Source organism: Cystobacter fuscus DSM 2262 (assembly GCF_000335475.2).
Taxonomy (GTDB): Bacteria; Myxococcota; Myxococcia; order Myxococcales; family Myxococcaceae; genus Cystobacter; species Cystobacter fuscus.
Genome location: NZ_ANAH02000013.1, coordinates 116,880 through 130,903 on the forward strand (window position 1 = coordinate 116,880; position 14,024 = coordinate 130,903).

The 14,024-nt window shown below is 66.5% G+C and carries 12 protein-coding genes; 1 reads left to right on the forward strand and 11 read right to left on the reverse strand.

Annotated elements, in window-relative coordinates; genetic code table 11:
- Positions 1–37 precede the first annotated feature (37 nt).
- The 6 genes from D187_RS23060 to D187_RS23085 form a co-directional block, all read right to left on the reverse strand.
- The gene (locus D187_RS23060; RefSeq protein WP_002625700.1) at positions 38–853 is read right to left on the reverse strand and encodes a sugar phosphate isomerase/epimerase family protein; all 816 of its coding nucleotides are present in this window, start codon (positions 851–853) and stop codon (positions 38–40) included.
- On the reverse strand, positions 850–1,635 hold the full coding sequence (locus tag D187_RS23065) for an NAD-dependent epimerase/dehydratase family protein (protein WP_002625699.1): 786 nt from the start codon (positions 1,633–1,635) through the stop codon (positions 850–852). Before D187_RS23065 ends, D187_RS23060 begins: the two co-directional genes overlap by 4 nt.
- Positions 1,628–2,443, reverse strand: a complete 816-nt coding sequence (locus D187_RS23070; protein WP_002625698.1) for a glycosyltransferase family 2 protein — start codon at positions 2,441–2,443, stop codon at positions 1,628–1,630. The genes D187_RS23065 and D187_RS23070 overlap by 8 nt, the downstream gene beginning before the upstream one ends.
- Positions 2,436–3,449, reverse strand: a complete 1,014-nt coding sequence (locus D187_RS23075) for a glycosyltransferase family 2 protein (RefSeq protein WP_002625696.1) — start codon at positions 3,447–3,449, stop codon at positions 2,436–2,438. Before D187_RS23075 ends, D187_RS23070 begins: the two co-directional genes overlap by 8 nt.
- Positions 3,449–4,585 carry an FAD-dependent oxidoreductase gene (locus tag D187_RS23080; RefSeq protein ID WP_043431292.1) on the reverse strand — a complete coding sequence of 379 codons (1,137 nt, stop codon included), beginning with the start codon at positions 4,583–4,585 and terminating at the stop codon, positions 3,449–3,451. Before D187_RS23080 ends, D187_RS23075 begins: the two co-directional genes overlap by 1 nt.
- 97 nt (positions 4,586–4,682) lie before the next feature.
- On the reverse strand, positions 4,683–7,661 hold the full coding sequence (locus tag D187_RS23085) for a hypothetical protein (protein ID WP_002625694.1): 2,979 nt from the start codon (positions 7,659–7,661) through the stop codon (positions 4,683–4,685).
- A gap of 475 nt (positions 7,662–8,136) precedes the next feature.
- Between D187_RS23085 and D187_RS23090 the strand changes: the two genes are divergently transcribed.
- Positions 8,137–8,523, forward strand: a complete 387-nt coding sequence (locus D187_RS23090; protein WP_002625693.1) for a TipAS antibiotic-recognition domain-containing protein — start codon at positions 8,137–8,139, stop codon at positions 8,521–8,523.
- Positions 8,524–8,641: 118 nt separating this feature from the next.
- Here the strand turns inward: D187_RS23090 and D187_RS23095 are convergent, their stop codons facing one another.
- From D187_RS23095 to xylB, 5 genes are all read right to left on the reverse strand, one after another.
- On the reverse strand, positions 8,642–8,938 hold the full coding sequence (locus D187_RS23095) for a hypothetical protein (RefSeq protein ID WP_043431255.1): 297 nt from the start codon (positions 8,936–8,938) through the stop codon (positions 8,642–8,644).
- A gap of 298 nt (positions 8,939–9,236) precedes the next feature.
- The gene (locus D187_RS23100) at positions 9,237–9,830 is read right to left on the reverse strand and encodes a glycoside hydrolase family 11 protein (RefSeq protein WP_002629910.1); all 594 of its coding nucleotides are present in this window, start codon (positions 9,828–9,830) and stop codon (positions 9,237–9,239) included.
- Positions 9,831–10,083: 253 nt separating this feature from the next.
- On the reverse strand, positions 10,084–11,154 hold the full coding sequence (locus tag D187_RS23105) for a glycoside hydrolase family 43 protein (RefSeq protein WP_002629909.1): 1,071 nt from the start codon (positions 11,152–11,154) through the stop codon (positions 10,084–10,086).
- A 48-nt stretch (positions 11,155–11,202) separates the two neighbouring features.
- A complete protein-coding gene (gene xylA, locus D187_RS23110; protein WP_002629908.1) occupies positions 11,203–12,519 on the reverse strand; it encodes a xylose isomerase in 1,317 nt (438 codons plus the stop codon).
- Positions 12,520–12,550: 31 nt separating this feature from the next.
- A complete protein-coding gene (xylB, locus tag D187_RS23115; RefSeq protein ID WP_002629907.1) occupies positions 12,551–14,020 on the reverse strand; it encodes a xylulokinase in 1,470 nt (489 codons plus the stop codon).
- Positions 14,021–14,024 lie beyond the last annotated feature (4 nt).

Here is a 14,024-nt window from a genome sequence, read left to right on the forward strand (position 1 = left end):
GATGAACAGCGTAACGCAACAAGCGCTCGCGGAAGGCTCAGGCCCCGTAGACGTCCCGCGCGGCCGTCAGCGCGGCGCGCAGCTTGTGCTGCCCCGCGTCCTCCGCGAGGGAGCGCATCTCCACCGAGACCCAGTGGCCGTAGTGGACCTCCCGCAGGGCGGCGACGAAGCGCGGGTGGTCCACCGTGCCCGAACCGAGCGGCGCGAGCTGGGACTCGCTCGCGTGGAAGTGGCGGGCCGAGCGCAGGGCCTCGAGGAGCCGATCGTCGAAGGACTCCTGGCTCAGGGTGATGCCGCCCGCGTCCAGGTGCAGGCAGAAGCCCGCGCTGCCCACCTTGCGCACCAGCTCCAGTCCCTCGCGCGAGGTGGTGACGAAGTCACACGCGTACACCGTGGGGTTGGGCTCCACGCACAGTGTGGTGCCGTGCTGAAGCGCCACCTCGCCCAGGGCGTGGAAGAACTCGCAGGCGATCTCCTCGGCCTCGGCGCGCGGTCTCGCCCCGACCTTGCGGTTCTTCGGCGAGCCGAACACCAGCGCCTTCGCCCCGAGCTGTCCCCCGAGTCGGATGATGCCGGAGAGATACTCGCGGGTCGCCGCGCGCGTGGCCGCGTCGTCGAAGATGGTCAGGTCCGCGCGGCCAAAGAGCAGCGCCTGCATGGCCACGATGGGCAGGCCACGCGACTCCCACCACTCCCGGCAGACCCGGATCTCCTCGGGCGTGGCCTTGAGGGGCTCGGACCAGATGGCGGTGGGGGCGAGCTCCACGCCCTGGAAGCCCAGCTCGCGCAGCATGCGCGCCACGTCCTCGTTCTGCTCTCGCGCCCAGGCGATGTTGGAGGCGGCCAGCTTCATCCCCGCGCCTCCTGGGCCCGGGCTCGCTGGGCCGAGGCCACGAAGTCCTTCATGGCCCCGAGCACCTGGCCCCGATCGTACAGGTAGCCATGGTGGCCGCCGAAGAGTGCCGCGTGCTTGCTGCGCATGTCGTAGCGAGGCGCCGCGCCGGGCATCCGCTGCACGAACTCACGCCCGAAGGCCTCACGCGCCAGCTCCTCCACCCCCGTGGGCTCGGTGGCGAGGTTCAACACCTTGAGCCCGTGGCTCAGGGCTCGCTCGATGTCGCGCCAGATGTTGTTCAGGTCGTAGAACTGGAAGACGCCCGCGGTGTTGATGGCCTCCAAGCGGTTGCCGTGGATGAGATCGAAGATGACGTTCTTCTTGAGTCCCGGACCGAACAGACCAGGCAGCCGGACCACGAGCGCGTCGAAGCGCTCCAGGATGAACTGCTCCAGCAGGTGGCGGTTGCGTCCGTAGGCGCCCCCCTTCGACGGGTCGATGGGTGAGTCCTCGTCCACGTCCACCGGGGAGGGATACACGTCCACGGTGGAGATGAGCACCATCTTGCGGGCGCGCACCTCGCGCAGGTCCTCCATCAGCCGCTGGAGGATGGCCAGGTCCTTCTCCGGCTCCGCGTTGGCCTTCCACTTCTCCGCGGGAGCGCCCGCGCTGACGAGCAAATCGAACGAGCGGCCCCGGATGGAGCCGATGTTCTTGGAGTTGTAGAGGTCCGCGAAGGCGTGCTGGCGCAGGAGGTTGCCGCCCACGAAACCGCTATGGCCAATCAGGGCATCAGACACGAGGTTGCTCCGGGTTCCCGGGGTGGTAGCGGTGGAGGCAGGCCTCCATGAGCGTGCGCAGCACCAGCAGGTTGCCGCGCACTCCGCTGATCTTCGTGGGCGTGGGACCGTGTCGCGGGTAGCGGCGAGCCACGGGCAGTTCCGCCACCCGGAAGCCGAGCTCCGGCGCGCGGATGGCCAGGTAGTAGTGCAACTCGTAGCGCGAGAATACCTCGCGGAAGGGCGACACGCGCGGATCCAACAGGAAGCGCCGACTATAGGCACGAAACCCGTTGGTGGTGTCCGTATAGCGCACGCCCGAGGCGAAGCTGATGAGCGGCGCATGGAGCAGCTTGATGCCCAGCCAGCGCATGGGCGGGGTGTTCTCGGCCACGCCGCCGGGGATGAAGCGCGAGCCCTGGAGGTGATCGCCTCCCGCGGCAAGGGCCTCGACGAACCGGGGGATGGCGTCCGGGTCGTCCTTGTTGTTGCCATCGATGGTGATGACGCCTTCGTAGCCCTGCTCCAGCGCATAGGCGAGACCCATGCGCATCTGCGCGCTGAGCTTGCCGGGGCCGGTCTTCACCAGCACGGTGCGCACGCCCAGGGGGCCGACCACGCCGCCCTCCACCGAGCCGTCCGTGCTGCCTCCATCCGCGATGAGCACGTCCACGTCTCGGGTGAAGGGCCGCATGCGCTGAAGTTGCGCGTGCAGCTTCTTGCCCTCGTTGATGACGAAGATGCAGACACAGTAGCGCGAGCGCTTCTCGTGCAGTTCGTTCACCGTGTACGTGGGAACCACCCAGTCCTGGCCCGTCGACTCACCCATGGGACCTCTCCTGCGCGACAATGGATTCCTTGACGATGTTGGTGCGCCGCTCGTCCGCCACGAGCACATTGCTGTTGCGCTCCTCGAGCACGTGGTACAGCGGCCGTTCTCGCGACTCCTCCAGAATGCGGCCCACGTACTCGCAGAGCACGGAGAGGCAGAGGAAGAGCAGGAAGAACATGCCCGAGGACTGCAACGACATCGTCGTCCAGCCCTCGGCCACCCGGTCGCGCAGCAGGTATGTCCCCAGGACATAGCCCATGTAGAGCAGGTTCAGGCCGCTCGCGCCGAGCCCCAGCCAGCTGATCCAGCGCAGAGGGTGCGTGGAGTACGACACCACCATGGCGATGGCCAGTTCCACCGACTCCCAGAAGCCACGGCCCTTGCGCCCCAACCCCTTCCGCCAGACCAGCTCGTAGGGAAAGCTCTGGCTGGAGAAGCCCACGTAGAAGCTCTGCAGCCGCAAGTAGCGGTACTTCTCCTTGATGCGGATGACGGCGTTGACCGCCTGGCGGTTGAGCACCCGGAACTGGGTGGAGTTGGGCTCCAGGCCTCCCTGGAACAGGTGCTTGCCGGCGCCGTAGAACAGCGACGCCCCGATGCGCATCCAGAACGGCTCACCCGAGCGATCCTTGCGCACGCCGAACACCACGCTCGCCCCCGCGCGGGCCTGGGCCACCATGGCGGGAATGAGCCCGGGGGGATCGCACTCGGGCATCATCACCACTGTGAAGTCCCCGATGACCGTGTCCAGGCCCGAGGCGATGGCGATCTCCGCGCCGAAGCGCCGCGACAGCCGGATGTAGCGCACGCACGGGTACTGGGAGAGCTCCTGGGCCACGCGCCGGGCGGTGTCATCCTTCGAGCCGTCATCCACCAGCACCAGCTCGTAGTTGGTGTAGTGGCCCTGCAGCACGGCCATCACCTCGGCGATGAACTCCGGGACGATGGGGCCACAATCGTGGAGCGGCACCACCACCGATACGAAGCAGTCCACGGGTGCCATCAGCTCAGCTCTCCTCGGCCCCTCAAGAGATCGATCTCCTGAAGCACGTCATAGATGTTGTCGATCTTCCCGCCCATGACGCAGACGAGGTTCTTCAGGCCATGGCCCCAGCGGAAGAGGATGGGGCGGCTGTCATCCACCTCGCTGGCGGGCAGCACCGTCTTCACTTCCCACAGCGAGTCCATGTGGCGTGCGTCGCGCAGGGCCGGCATGTACCGGCTCGCGTCCCGGATCATGTACTCGAAGCGCGTGTCGGGCAGGTTGTTCACGAGGTAGTGGTGCGCATCGATCCGGCACCCGTCGGTGCCATCGAACCAGTAGTTGTGCGGGGTGTAGCGCACGTGGCTGAGCGTGTGAAGTCCACGCGAGGGAAAAGGCATGGCCGAGAAGAACGGCCCGCACATGACCGTGACGCCGAAGTCCTTGAGCGGAGCGGGCATGTCGACGAGCGCCATCTCGGTCAACTCGTACTTGAGCGGGAGCGTGGGCAGGTTCGAGTTGGCCAGCACCGGATTGAGCCGGGCATAGGTGCAGTTGAAAACGTAGCGGGCGACCACCTGATCTCCTGCCCCCTTGTCTTGCAAGGACACCTCGATGAGTTCGTCAGCCCGTGCCTGGAGCTTCACGGCCTCGGTGTTGAGGCGGACCTCGAGCCCCGCGGCGCGCAGGTCTCGCCACGTGCGCTGGCGCAGCTTCACGGCGTCGAAGGCGATCTCGCGCACCCGGAAGACGTCCTCGATGAGCGCCGGGTTGAAGAGCGCGCGCACGTCACGGGGCGCGGGCTCGAGTGGGGCGCCAATGCGCGAACAGAACGTGCGGAACTGTTCGGCCGTCACGTGCGAGAAGGTGGTGGCGATTGCGTAGTACTTGTCGAAGCCGTCCACGACGCACTCGGCGTAGTCGCCGACGAAGCGGTCGAAGTTGACGCGCGAGCGCAGGGCGGTGAGCAGGCTACGCGGGTAGTGGTAGCCATTGTGGACGCGTGCCTGGTTCGAGTGCGAGGCGCGCTGCAGCAGCTCCGGCTCCTTCTCCACTACCAGCACGCGGCCCAGGAAGCGAGACAGGCCGAGGGCGAGACTACAGCCGAAGAAGCCGCCTCCAATCACGACCGCGTCGTACTCGCTGGAACCCGTCAAGAGGTGCGTCCCCCCATGGGGGCCCAGCATAGACCATGCAGCACTCCGCCCCGTCAAGCAGACGGGGCGGCCCGCTCCGGCGCCACGCGGGGGGGTCTCAGTCCACCAGCTTGAGGAACCGCACGTCCTTCACGGTGTACAACTCACAACCTTCCACGGAGTTGAAATCCAGGCGCAGGCGCCGCACGGGTGCACCCCTCGCCCAATCCGGGTGCGAGCCCAGCGGCACGAGCAGCGTCCCCGGCCGCGCGTCGAAGAAGAAGGAGTGGGCCTCGGAGAAGTCGCCTCCCGCCTCGGCCCAGAAGACCTGACCCCGGGACCGGCCATCCGGCGCATCCGCGCACTCCAGTTGGAAGGAGACGAAGTCGAACCGCGCGCTCGGGACCGCCTCGGGCAACTCCCAGACCATGAGGGGGTCGGCTCCCGAAGCGCTCAGCAGGCCCTGGGCCGAGGACTGGAGTCCGAACAGCTGGGGCACCCCCGTCACCTCGATGGAGTCCTCCGCGAAGCGCCGCCGCAAGGTCTTGACGCTGTGACCCCAGCTCACCGGGATGCTCTTCAAGTCCTGGAGGTGGAAGACCGACGCGAGTGCCTGGCTGGACGCGGCCGGCTCCTGTTCCAGCTTCAACATCCGGGCCCGATCCTCGCGCAGGAGGAATTGAAACCCGTCGCGCGCGTGGAAGACGTAGCCCCGCTGCACCAACCAGCGGTAGAGCCGGTAGGAGCGCAGCGACGCCGGACCGCCATCAAAGCTCATACGGGGCCCAACCCAGACCACTGGAGGCGGCTCGCGCTCCAGGGCCGCCAGCATCCGCTTCTGGGCCGCGGCCCCGATGGCGGTATAATCCGAGACGTAGCCCGTGGTGACCCGATACCCCAGGTAGTAATAGAAGGACGACAGGTTGGTGAGATCGAAGTACGTCTCCCCGGGAAGCAGCAACGCACCCAGGGTCCCCTTCAGCCGGAGCAGCGGCGCCAGCGCGTCCTGGGGCATGAACATGCGGCCCAGTCTCGGCAGGCCGAGCTGCTCGCCCTCCAGGAGGGGAACCCCCACGGGCACGAGGATGGGGTTGAGCTGCTGGAGCACCTGGGCCCGGGGGGACACGTAGGTGAGCGTGGACTTGAGGCCCAGCAACACGGCGACGCCGAGAATCAGGCCGCCGCGCGCCGCGCGCACGCGGGTCTCGAGCACCAGGCCCAGCGGGATGAGCGAGCCGAGGGTCAGCACCGACATGGCCCCCGTGCGCGACAGGTGTCCGGGATCCATCCGTCCCATGCTGTAGGGAATCATCAACACGAGCAGCAGCAGGCTCACGACGTTCAGCGCCGCCACGCTCCTGCCCTCCCACGAGCCCCGGGGCCACACCCACCGGGCCCGGCAGCTCAACCACCCCAACCCCACCGCGCCGAACAACCAGCCACCAATCCACAGCAGATCCCACATGAGGAACTTCCCGGCGAACCAGCTGGGGACGGCCTGGAGGTACTCGAACCAGGAGATGCCGTAGGCGGTGGCGTTGGCCGAGCCGTTGTCACGGATGAACTCCACGAGGCCCAGCAGATAGCGGGCGCACAAGGCTCCCACGATCGCCACGGCGAGCGCGCCGCCCACGAGCCAGGCCCTGCGCCGCTGCCATAGCTCGCGCCACGCGCCGCTCGCGACACTGCGCCAGGCCATCATCCCGGCCATGGGCAGCGAGGCCACGCCGAGCGCGCCGCCCGTGGACGGATTGTAGAAGCCATGCAGCACCGACAACCCGCCCCACACCAGCAGCCAGGGAATGGGCCGGGCCAGGAGCCAGGGCAGCACGAGGATCAGCAGCACCGGAAGCGCGAGGAAGTGGCGATCTCCCGCCTGCAGCGAGAACACTGCCAGCACGAGCGCCCAGCCGCCACCGACTACCCGGTGCAGCAGGTAGGCCGTGAGCCCCACCACGAGCGACGACCAGATCATGAATCCATGTACGAAGGAGGACGCGGTGCCCTCGAGGAACAGGGCGTTGATGCCGCCGTACACCATGCCGAGCAGCCACTGCAGGGAGATGAAGCCGAAGTAGAAGTCCTGCTTGTTGTCGACGATCTGCTGCCAGGGCGTGAGCAGCTCGCCCAGGTGGAAGTGATCGAGAAACACCAGCGTGCTGAAGACCGGTTGGCGGTGCACCAGGAAGATGCTGACCGCCACGACGAAGGGCCAGGTAATGAGCGTGCGCGGCTCCAGTGGCTCCGGTTCCGCCGGAGGCCGCGTCATTCGCAGACCCACGCTGAACATCGCCGCGAGGATGAAGAGCCCGAGGAGGAACACCGTGAACGCGGGCACGTTCATCCGCGTGATGTGCTCGCCCTGCTGGTAGGCATCCTTCAAGAGCACGAAGAGCAGCAGGGGCGTCAGCGCCTGGGCGCCCAGGACGTACCGCCGCCAGGAGTCACGGCTCCACCGGCGAGACAAGTAGGGGGACAGCACGGTCACCGCGACCATGAGCCCCAGCGCGGACCTGCCCAGCCAGTCCGGCAGATCTGGATTCAAGACGTGGGGAGAGCTCAACTCCTTCAACACATACAGCCCCACGCCGGAGAACCACAGCCCGGCGCCTAGCAACAGGGTGGCCAGGTACTCGAGGGAGAAGGCCTCCAGGTCCTTCACCTTCAGCACGACGCGCGCCCACGCATGGCTCAGGCCCACGCTCGCCGTCAGCACTCCTGCGCCGATCAACTCCTCGCGCGGCGCGGCTCCGCGCGTCACCCAGAGCACCAGGGCGTAGAGGATCGACGCCGCGCCGAGCCACATCGCCAGCGGACCCCGCCGCGACGAGGGCTCCCGGTCCTCGAGCCACGTGAAGCGCAGACGGTTGAGCACGCCCGCCACGACGAAGAAGACGGCGAAGACCAGCAGCAGCGACCCGTAGATGACGGTGAAGTCAAAGTCCTTGTAGGAGTTCGACCACGTAATGCTGCCCACGATGATGTCTGGGTACGACTGCGAACCCGAACGGGACCAGAGGCGCAGCAGGTTCCGCCAGGATTGGTCGAAGAGGAGCCCGCCCAGCACCAGGCTGACGAGCAGGGATGCCGTCGCCACCCTTCGGGAGCGAGGAAGAAGACCAGTCCTCGCGCTCGCAACCGTTGTATCCGCGTGTAGCATCGCGCGGAAGGGAGCATGAGGAGCCGGGACTTGGCAAGCACCGAAGCTCTATCACGGCCCTACCGAGAGTAGGCTCCACGGCGTCTTCGCTCCAGGCGCGGGATCGCGGCCATTTCTGGTCCCCCAAGCAGGCCAAGCAGGGGCGAGGCGGGCCCCGGAGGCTCGAGCCGCCCCAGCCAAGAGCGCCCGGCCCCTGCCGCGCACCTCTTGGGAGCGCGGCCAGGGTCGGCGTGTACCCCAAGGGGCCGAGTGGCTTCCTGGCGCACGGCTCGGGCGGCCCCCAGGCGCATCAGCCTCGTGGTGTGATTTCCTTCCGTCAGTTCCGAGGCGCGGCGAGCAACTGCCCCCCAGCGTCCCCCGTCGTCAAGTTCCACCGTCGCCAGTTCCAGGGAACCGACTACGATGGGCGGCTATGACTCTACTGCTCAGCGCTACTCCCGAATACCTTCAGCAATGCCGCGATGCACAGGCTCGGGAGCAGGCAGCATCGCTGATCGCCACCAACCAGTGGGCCCATGTAGACAAGGCACAGGCGCACCACGATTTCCAGCGTCTCTACGGTGAACTGGCGCCGCTCATTGGCTACAGCGAGCCGTCTTCACCCGCGGTCCAGCAACTGATGGCGCGGCACTACGCGATCGCATCCCGTTTCTATCCCGCGTCACGGCAGGCCTACGTCGGCACTGCGCTCTTCTATGCGGAGAACGCTGACATGAAGGCGTTCCACGATGCCTACCACCCCCGGCTCGTAGAGTTTTTAGGCGAGGCGATGTTCGTCTACGCGCATAGCGAACTTTGAAGGCCCACATGGCCGCATGAGCGCTGAAGCCCTTCTTCCGGTTCCCCGTGCTGACGCACCTGCTGATGGGCCAGCTGATGCCGTTGAACGAGGCGAGGGCCCAGCTCGGTCTGTCCCCCTATCGTGGCCGCTCGGCGCACCTCGTCCAGGCCGCGGCCTCGCCCAAGCTCCACATCATCATGGGCCACCGGAGACTCGCCGGGGGCATTGCGCTGCGCGACAACCAGCTCTTCGTCGGGCCGACGACCGCCAACAGCTCCACGAGCCGCAAGGAAGCGCCGCACGTCGAGCCCGGGACCGTGATCGTCAGCACGACGACGACCCATGCGGACAATGGCTTGTTCCGGCGCGTGTTGGAGGCGGTCTCGCCCATGAACGTCCCCGTGCTCGCCACGGCCGCGGGGGCCCAGGACATCCCCTCCGGCTGGTCATCCCCCTCGTTGGAGACCAGACCCTCAACGCGTCGAGCGCGCGGGGCTAGGGGAACGTGGACGTCGAGAGCATTTCCGCCGCGGCCTAGACTCCTCTCCCCCCATCACTCTTCTGGAGCTCGAGGTGTGGACCTGGCTGTCCCGCTCGTGCACGTCGATGCCGATGTTCTCCATCGCCTCCCCCCACTTCGGCGGTCACGTCCGCGCCGCCGAAGTGAGGGCTCGGTGGGCCTCCACGCACATGGCCGGCCAGCCGCTTCATCACCGCTATACGTCCCGGCTCTACTGCTGCCAGACCGTGACGTTGGAGCTGCCGTTGCTGCCGAAGCCCTCGGTCGCCAGGACCTGATAGTTCATGGTCCCGAGGTTCATGCCCAGGTTGCGCCAGGCGTTGACGTGATTGGCGAAGGTGATGGTGTTGTTGGTGCCAGTGGGGCGCTTGGAGGTCCGCACGCTCCAGTACTGGTAGAAGGTGCGGGTGCCCTCGATGGAGGGGGCGTTGACCCGCTGGGTCCGGAAGATGTTGTAGGTGCCGCCGTCGGTGTTGACGGTGCCCAGGAACGTGGCGCCGCTGCCGGGCGGAGTGAAGCTGCCCCAGTTATCGACGACGTAGTACTCGATCAGCGGGTTCGTCGACCAGCCATAGAGCGTCAGATAGCCGTTCGAGCCGGCGTTGAAGACTCCGGCGTTGTAGCCGACCACCCGGTTGGTCGAGCCCGTGGCCCAGCCCTTCCCAGCCACCATGTTGCCGCTCGAGCCGAGGCTCCAGGTGATGCTGTAGTTGCCATCGCTGCCCAGGTTCAGGCAGCCCGACCCGGAGTCCTTCCACATCGTATAGAAGTACCCGTTGTGGGTGCCCGTTTGATTGTTGCACACGCTCTGTGCCTGCGCGCTTCCAGCAGAAGCCAGGGCGAATACAACAGGCAGAGCATATGACAACACAAGCCTCTTCAGTCGCGTGAGCGTCATTTCGGTCTCCCCAGAATGTCTGTTGTTGATTGTTCTCGGCGCCGTCGGTTCGTGACCCTTGAGGGCGCCATCAATTAATTACATGCGCTTCCCCGTGTGGTCAAGCCTGTTGATTCTGAAAGCAGAACGGGGAGCCAGGTGGCTCCCCGTTCCCTCGCCGTCAGCGCATCGGCTTGATCGTTCGAATCGAACCGTCAGGATTGTAGTTCAGCTCGTTCACCTTGACGTTCCGCAGGTGCGTCTTACCCGAGAGCTGGGTGTCGTGGTAGAACAGCCACCACTTGCCATCGTGCTCGACAATCGAGTGGTGGTTGGTCCAGCCCTGCACCGGCTCCAGGAGCACACCCTGATAGGTGAAGGGTCCGTACGGGTTGTCGGCGACCGCATACACCAGCCGGTGGGTGTCGCCCGTGGAGTAGCTCAGGTAGTAGCGGCCCTGGTGCTTGTGCATCCAGGAGCCCTCGAAAAAGCGCCGGTCGGAATCGCCGCCGAGCAGTGGCTTGCCGGCTTCGTCGACGATGGAGAGATCACGTGGAGCCTCGGCGAACGTCAGCATGTCGGCGTTCATGCGCGCGATCTTGGGCATCAGCGCGGGCTTGTCCGGCTGCTTCAGGTCGGTCACCGAGCCGTTCTGCTCGTAGGTTCCGCTCGCCCAACGCTGCAGTTGGCCGCCCCAGATGCCGCCGAAAATCATGTAGGACTGCCCGTCGGTATCGGTGAACACCGCCGGGTCGATGCTGAAGCTGCCCTTGAGCGGCTCCGGCTCGGCCTTGAACGGCCCCTCTGCCCGGTCAGAGACCGCTACGCCGATGCGGAAGATGTCCTGTTTGTCCTTGGCCGGGAAGTACAGGAAGTACTTGCCGTCCTTGTATGCGGCATCGGGAGCCCAGAGCTGGCGGCCGGCCCAGGGGATGTCCTCGAGCCGCAACACCACGCCATGGTCGGTGACTTCCGCCCCGACGCGCTCCATCGAGAAGACATGGTAGTCGCGCATGGCGAAATGGCTGCCGAGGTCATCCTCGGGCACGCCCGCCTCGATGTCATGGGACGGGTAGAGATAGAGGCGGCCGTTGAAGGCGTGGGCCGAGGGATCGGCGGTGTAGATGCTCGAAATCAGTGGTTGATTCAGGAATTGGGGATCAGCGGGCGTCGCCCGTTGGGCCGTGGCACAACCGCCCGCGGCGGCGCTCAGCAGCCCTGTCGCCGCAGCGGCACGCAGTTTGGTCAGCATGTCGTCTCTCTCCTCTGTGACTGATGAGGTTCAGTCGGCTCGGTGCAATCAGATGTAACGGTTGACCAGGTTTTCCAGCGCCTCCTGCCGTCCGGAAACCGGAGTCACGTCTTCATTACGGCTCAACACGCGCTCGGAGAGCGCTTCCAGTGAGAGGCGACCCTCGAGCGCGTCTCGCCCGAAAGATGTCCGCCAGCCGGCGTAGCGCTCACGAACGGCCTTGGCGAGCCGGTCATCCTCGATCATGCGCGCTGCGACCAGGAGTGCCCGGGCGCAGAGGTCCATTGCTCCGACGTGGCCGTGGAACAGGTCGGTCGGATCGATCGACTGGCGCCGTACCTTGGCGTCGAAGTTCAACCCGCCGGTCGTGAAGCCGCCACCCTGCAGCACCGAGTAGAGCGCGATGGCGGTTTCGGGCAGGTTGTTCGGGAACTGGTCGGTGTCCCAGCCCAGCTGGGGATCCCCCCGGTTCATGTCCAGACTGCCGAAGATGCCGAGCGCCTGGGCCAGAGCGAGCTCGTGCTCGAAGCTGTGGCCGGACAAGGTCGCATGGTTGGCCTCGATGTTGACCTTCACCTCCTTCTCCAGTCCGTAGCGCTTCAGAAAGCCGTAGACCGTTGCCACATCGAAGTCGTACTGGTGCTTGGTGGGCTCGCGCGGCTTGGGTTCGAGAAGGATGGTGCCCGTGAAGCCGATACGGTGCTTGTAGTCCACGACCAGGCTCAAGAAACGCCCGAGCTGGTCGAGCTCCTGCCGCAGATCCGTGTTGAGCAGCGTTTCGTAGCCCTCGCGCCCACCCCACAGGACGTAGTTCTCGCCGCCCAGTTGCAGGGTTGCATCGATCGCCGCCTTGACCTGCGTGGCGGCCATGGCGAACACCTCCGGGTCGGGATTGGTGGCGGCCCCCGCCATGTAGCGACGATGGCTGAAGAGGTTCGCCGTGCCCCACAGCAACTTGACACCGGTGCGTTGCTGGTGTGCGGCGAGGTGTTCCACCATGTGACGGAAGTTGGACAGGCTTTCACGCGGCGTGGCGCCCTCTGGCGCGACATCGCGGTCATGGAAGCAGTAGTACGGGACGCCGAGCCGACTGAGAAAGTCGAACGCGGCCTCGGCCTTGCGCACCGCGAGCTCCATGGGGCTGCCGCCGGTGAACCAGGGCCGCAAGAAGGTTTCGCCCCCAAAAGGGTCCAGCCCTGTCCACACGAAGCTGTGCCAGTAACACACGGCGAACCGCAAATGCTCTTCCATGCGCTTGCCAAGCACGATGCGGTCCTTGTCGTACCAGCGGAAGGCCAGCGGGTTGTTGCTTTCGGGCCCCTCATAACGGATTGGCTTGATCTCGGCGAAATAGCTGCTGCTCATCAGTAGGCCTCCTGCTTTCAGCGGGATGAAATCATCGGGGGTTCAGGCGCTTGAGCGCGGGGTACAGCGCGCGGAAGCGCTCGTGGCGTTGCATCAGGTACTGCCGATGCTCGGGCGCGCGAGGCCGCCAGCGTTGCGCCACGGGGGGAGGGCGGCACACCGCTGCCTCGTCGCCACCCACGGAGAGCCAGGCCAGACGGGCTGCACCGAGGGCCGCACCTGCCTCGCTGCCTTCATGGGTCACAAGCTCGAGGTCGAGCACGTCTGCCAGCAGTTGCGCCCAGCGTTCGCTGCGTGCACCGCCGCCCACCAAGGACAAGCGCTCCACCGCGGTGCCACCCTGCCGCAGGGCGAGCAGGCCATCGCGCAGGCCAAAGCTCACGCCCTCCATCACCGCATACGCCACCGACGCCGCTGCGTGTTCGTTCAACAGGCCAAACAGCACGCCACTGGCATTCGGGTCGTTGTGAGGCGTGCGCTCGCCGGACAGGTACGGAAGGAAGAGCGGCGCATGGTGCATCGCGTCGGGGGTGAGTGAATCGATGTGTGCGAGGAATGCCGACACGTCGGCGTGTCCGGTGAGCCTCGCCGCCCAGGTGAGGCAACTGGCGGCCGACAACATCACGCTCATCTGGTGCCAGCGCCGCGGGAGCGCATGGCAGAATGCGTGGACGGCCGACCGCGGGTTGGGCCGGAATCGGTCATTGCAGACGAAGAGCACGCCCGAAGTGCCGAGCGACAAGAAGCCCTGGCCCGGCTCCACCGAGCCAATGCCCACCGCGCTCGCCGCGTTGTCTCCGGCGCCTCCCGCCACCACCGCGGTCCGCGGGATGCCCCAACGACGGGACCATTGCGGAAGGATCCGCCCGCTCGGCTCGCTCCCCTCGACCAGCCTGGGCATCTGATGCCGGTGCAGGTCGCAGGCCGCGAGGAGCTCATCGGACCAGTCGCGACGGGCAACGTCGAGCCACAGTGTCCCCGCGGCGTCCGACATCTCGCTCACCTTTTCGCCTGTCAGTTGTAGGCGCAGCCAGTCCTTTGGCAGCAAGACGGTGGCGATTTGAGCGAATGCCTCGGGTTCATGGCGCCTCAGCCACAGCAACTTCGGCGCCGTGAACCCTGGCATTGCCAGGTTGCCCGCGAGCTCGGTGAGGCGCGGCGCTCTGCGCATCAGCTCCTCGCATTCGGCGCCGCTGCGTCCGTCGTTCCACAGGATGGCCGGCCTCAGCACCCGGTCGTGCGCATCAACCACCACTGCGCCGTGCATCTGGCCCGACAGCCCAATGGCTTCGACAGCGCGCAGGGCCGCCGGTTGGGCCGCGGCCAGCCCATCCAGGGCGCGGCACGTCGCGTCCCACCATTGCTGGGGGGCCTGCTCCGACCACAGCGGATGCGGTCGCGAGACAGCGAGAGGCTCGCGAGCGGTGGCCACGATCCGTTGGTCACGGTCCAGCAGCAGCACCTTCACTTCAGAGGTACCGAGGTCTATGCCGATGAACATGCTT

Excerpts from the sequence above, each read along its gene's own strand:
- D187_RS23075 (WP_002625696.1), bottom strand. The coding sequence starts at position 3,449 with ATGGCACCCGTGGACTGCTTCGTATCGGTGGTGGTGCCGCTCCACGAT.
- D187_RS23090 (WP_002625693.1), top strand. The coding sequence starts at position 8,137 with ATGACTCTACTGCTCAGCGCTACTCCCGAATACCTTCAGCAATGCCGC.
- xylA (WP_002629908.1), bottom strand. The coding sequence starts at position 12,519 with ATGAGCAGCAGCTATTTCGCCGAGATCAAGCCAATCCGTTATGAGGGG.
- D187_RS23095 (WP_043431255.1), bottom strand. The coding sequence starts at position 8,938 with ATGTCCTGGGCCCCCGCGGCCGTGGCGAGCACGGGGACGTTCATGGGC.
- D187_RS23060 (WP_002625700.1), bottom strand. The coding sequence starts at position 853 with ATGAAGCTGGCCGCCTCCAACATCGCCTGGGCGCGAGAGCAGAACGAG.
- xylB (WP_002629907.1), bottom strand. The coding sequence starts at position 14,020 with ATGTTCATCGGCATAGACCTCGGTACCTCTGAAGTGAAGGTGCTGCTG.
- D187_RS23105 (WP_002629909.1), bottom strand. The coding sequence starts at position 11,154 with ATGCTGACCAAACTGCGTGCCGCTGCGGCGACAGGGCTGCTGAGCGCC.
- D187_RS23070 (WP_002625698.1), bottom strand. The coding sequence starts at position 2,443 with ATGGGTGAGTCGACGGGCCAGGACTGGGTGGTTCCCACGTACACGGTG.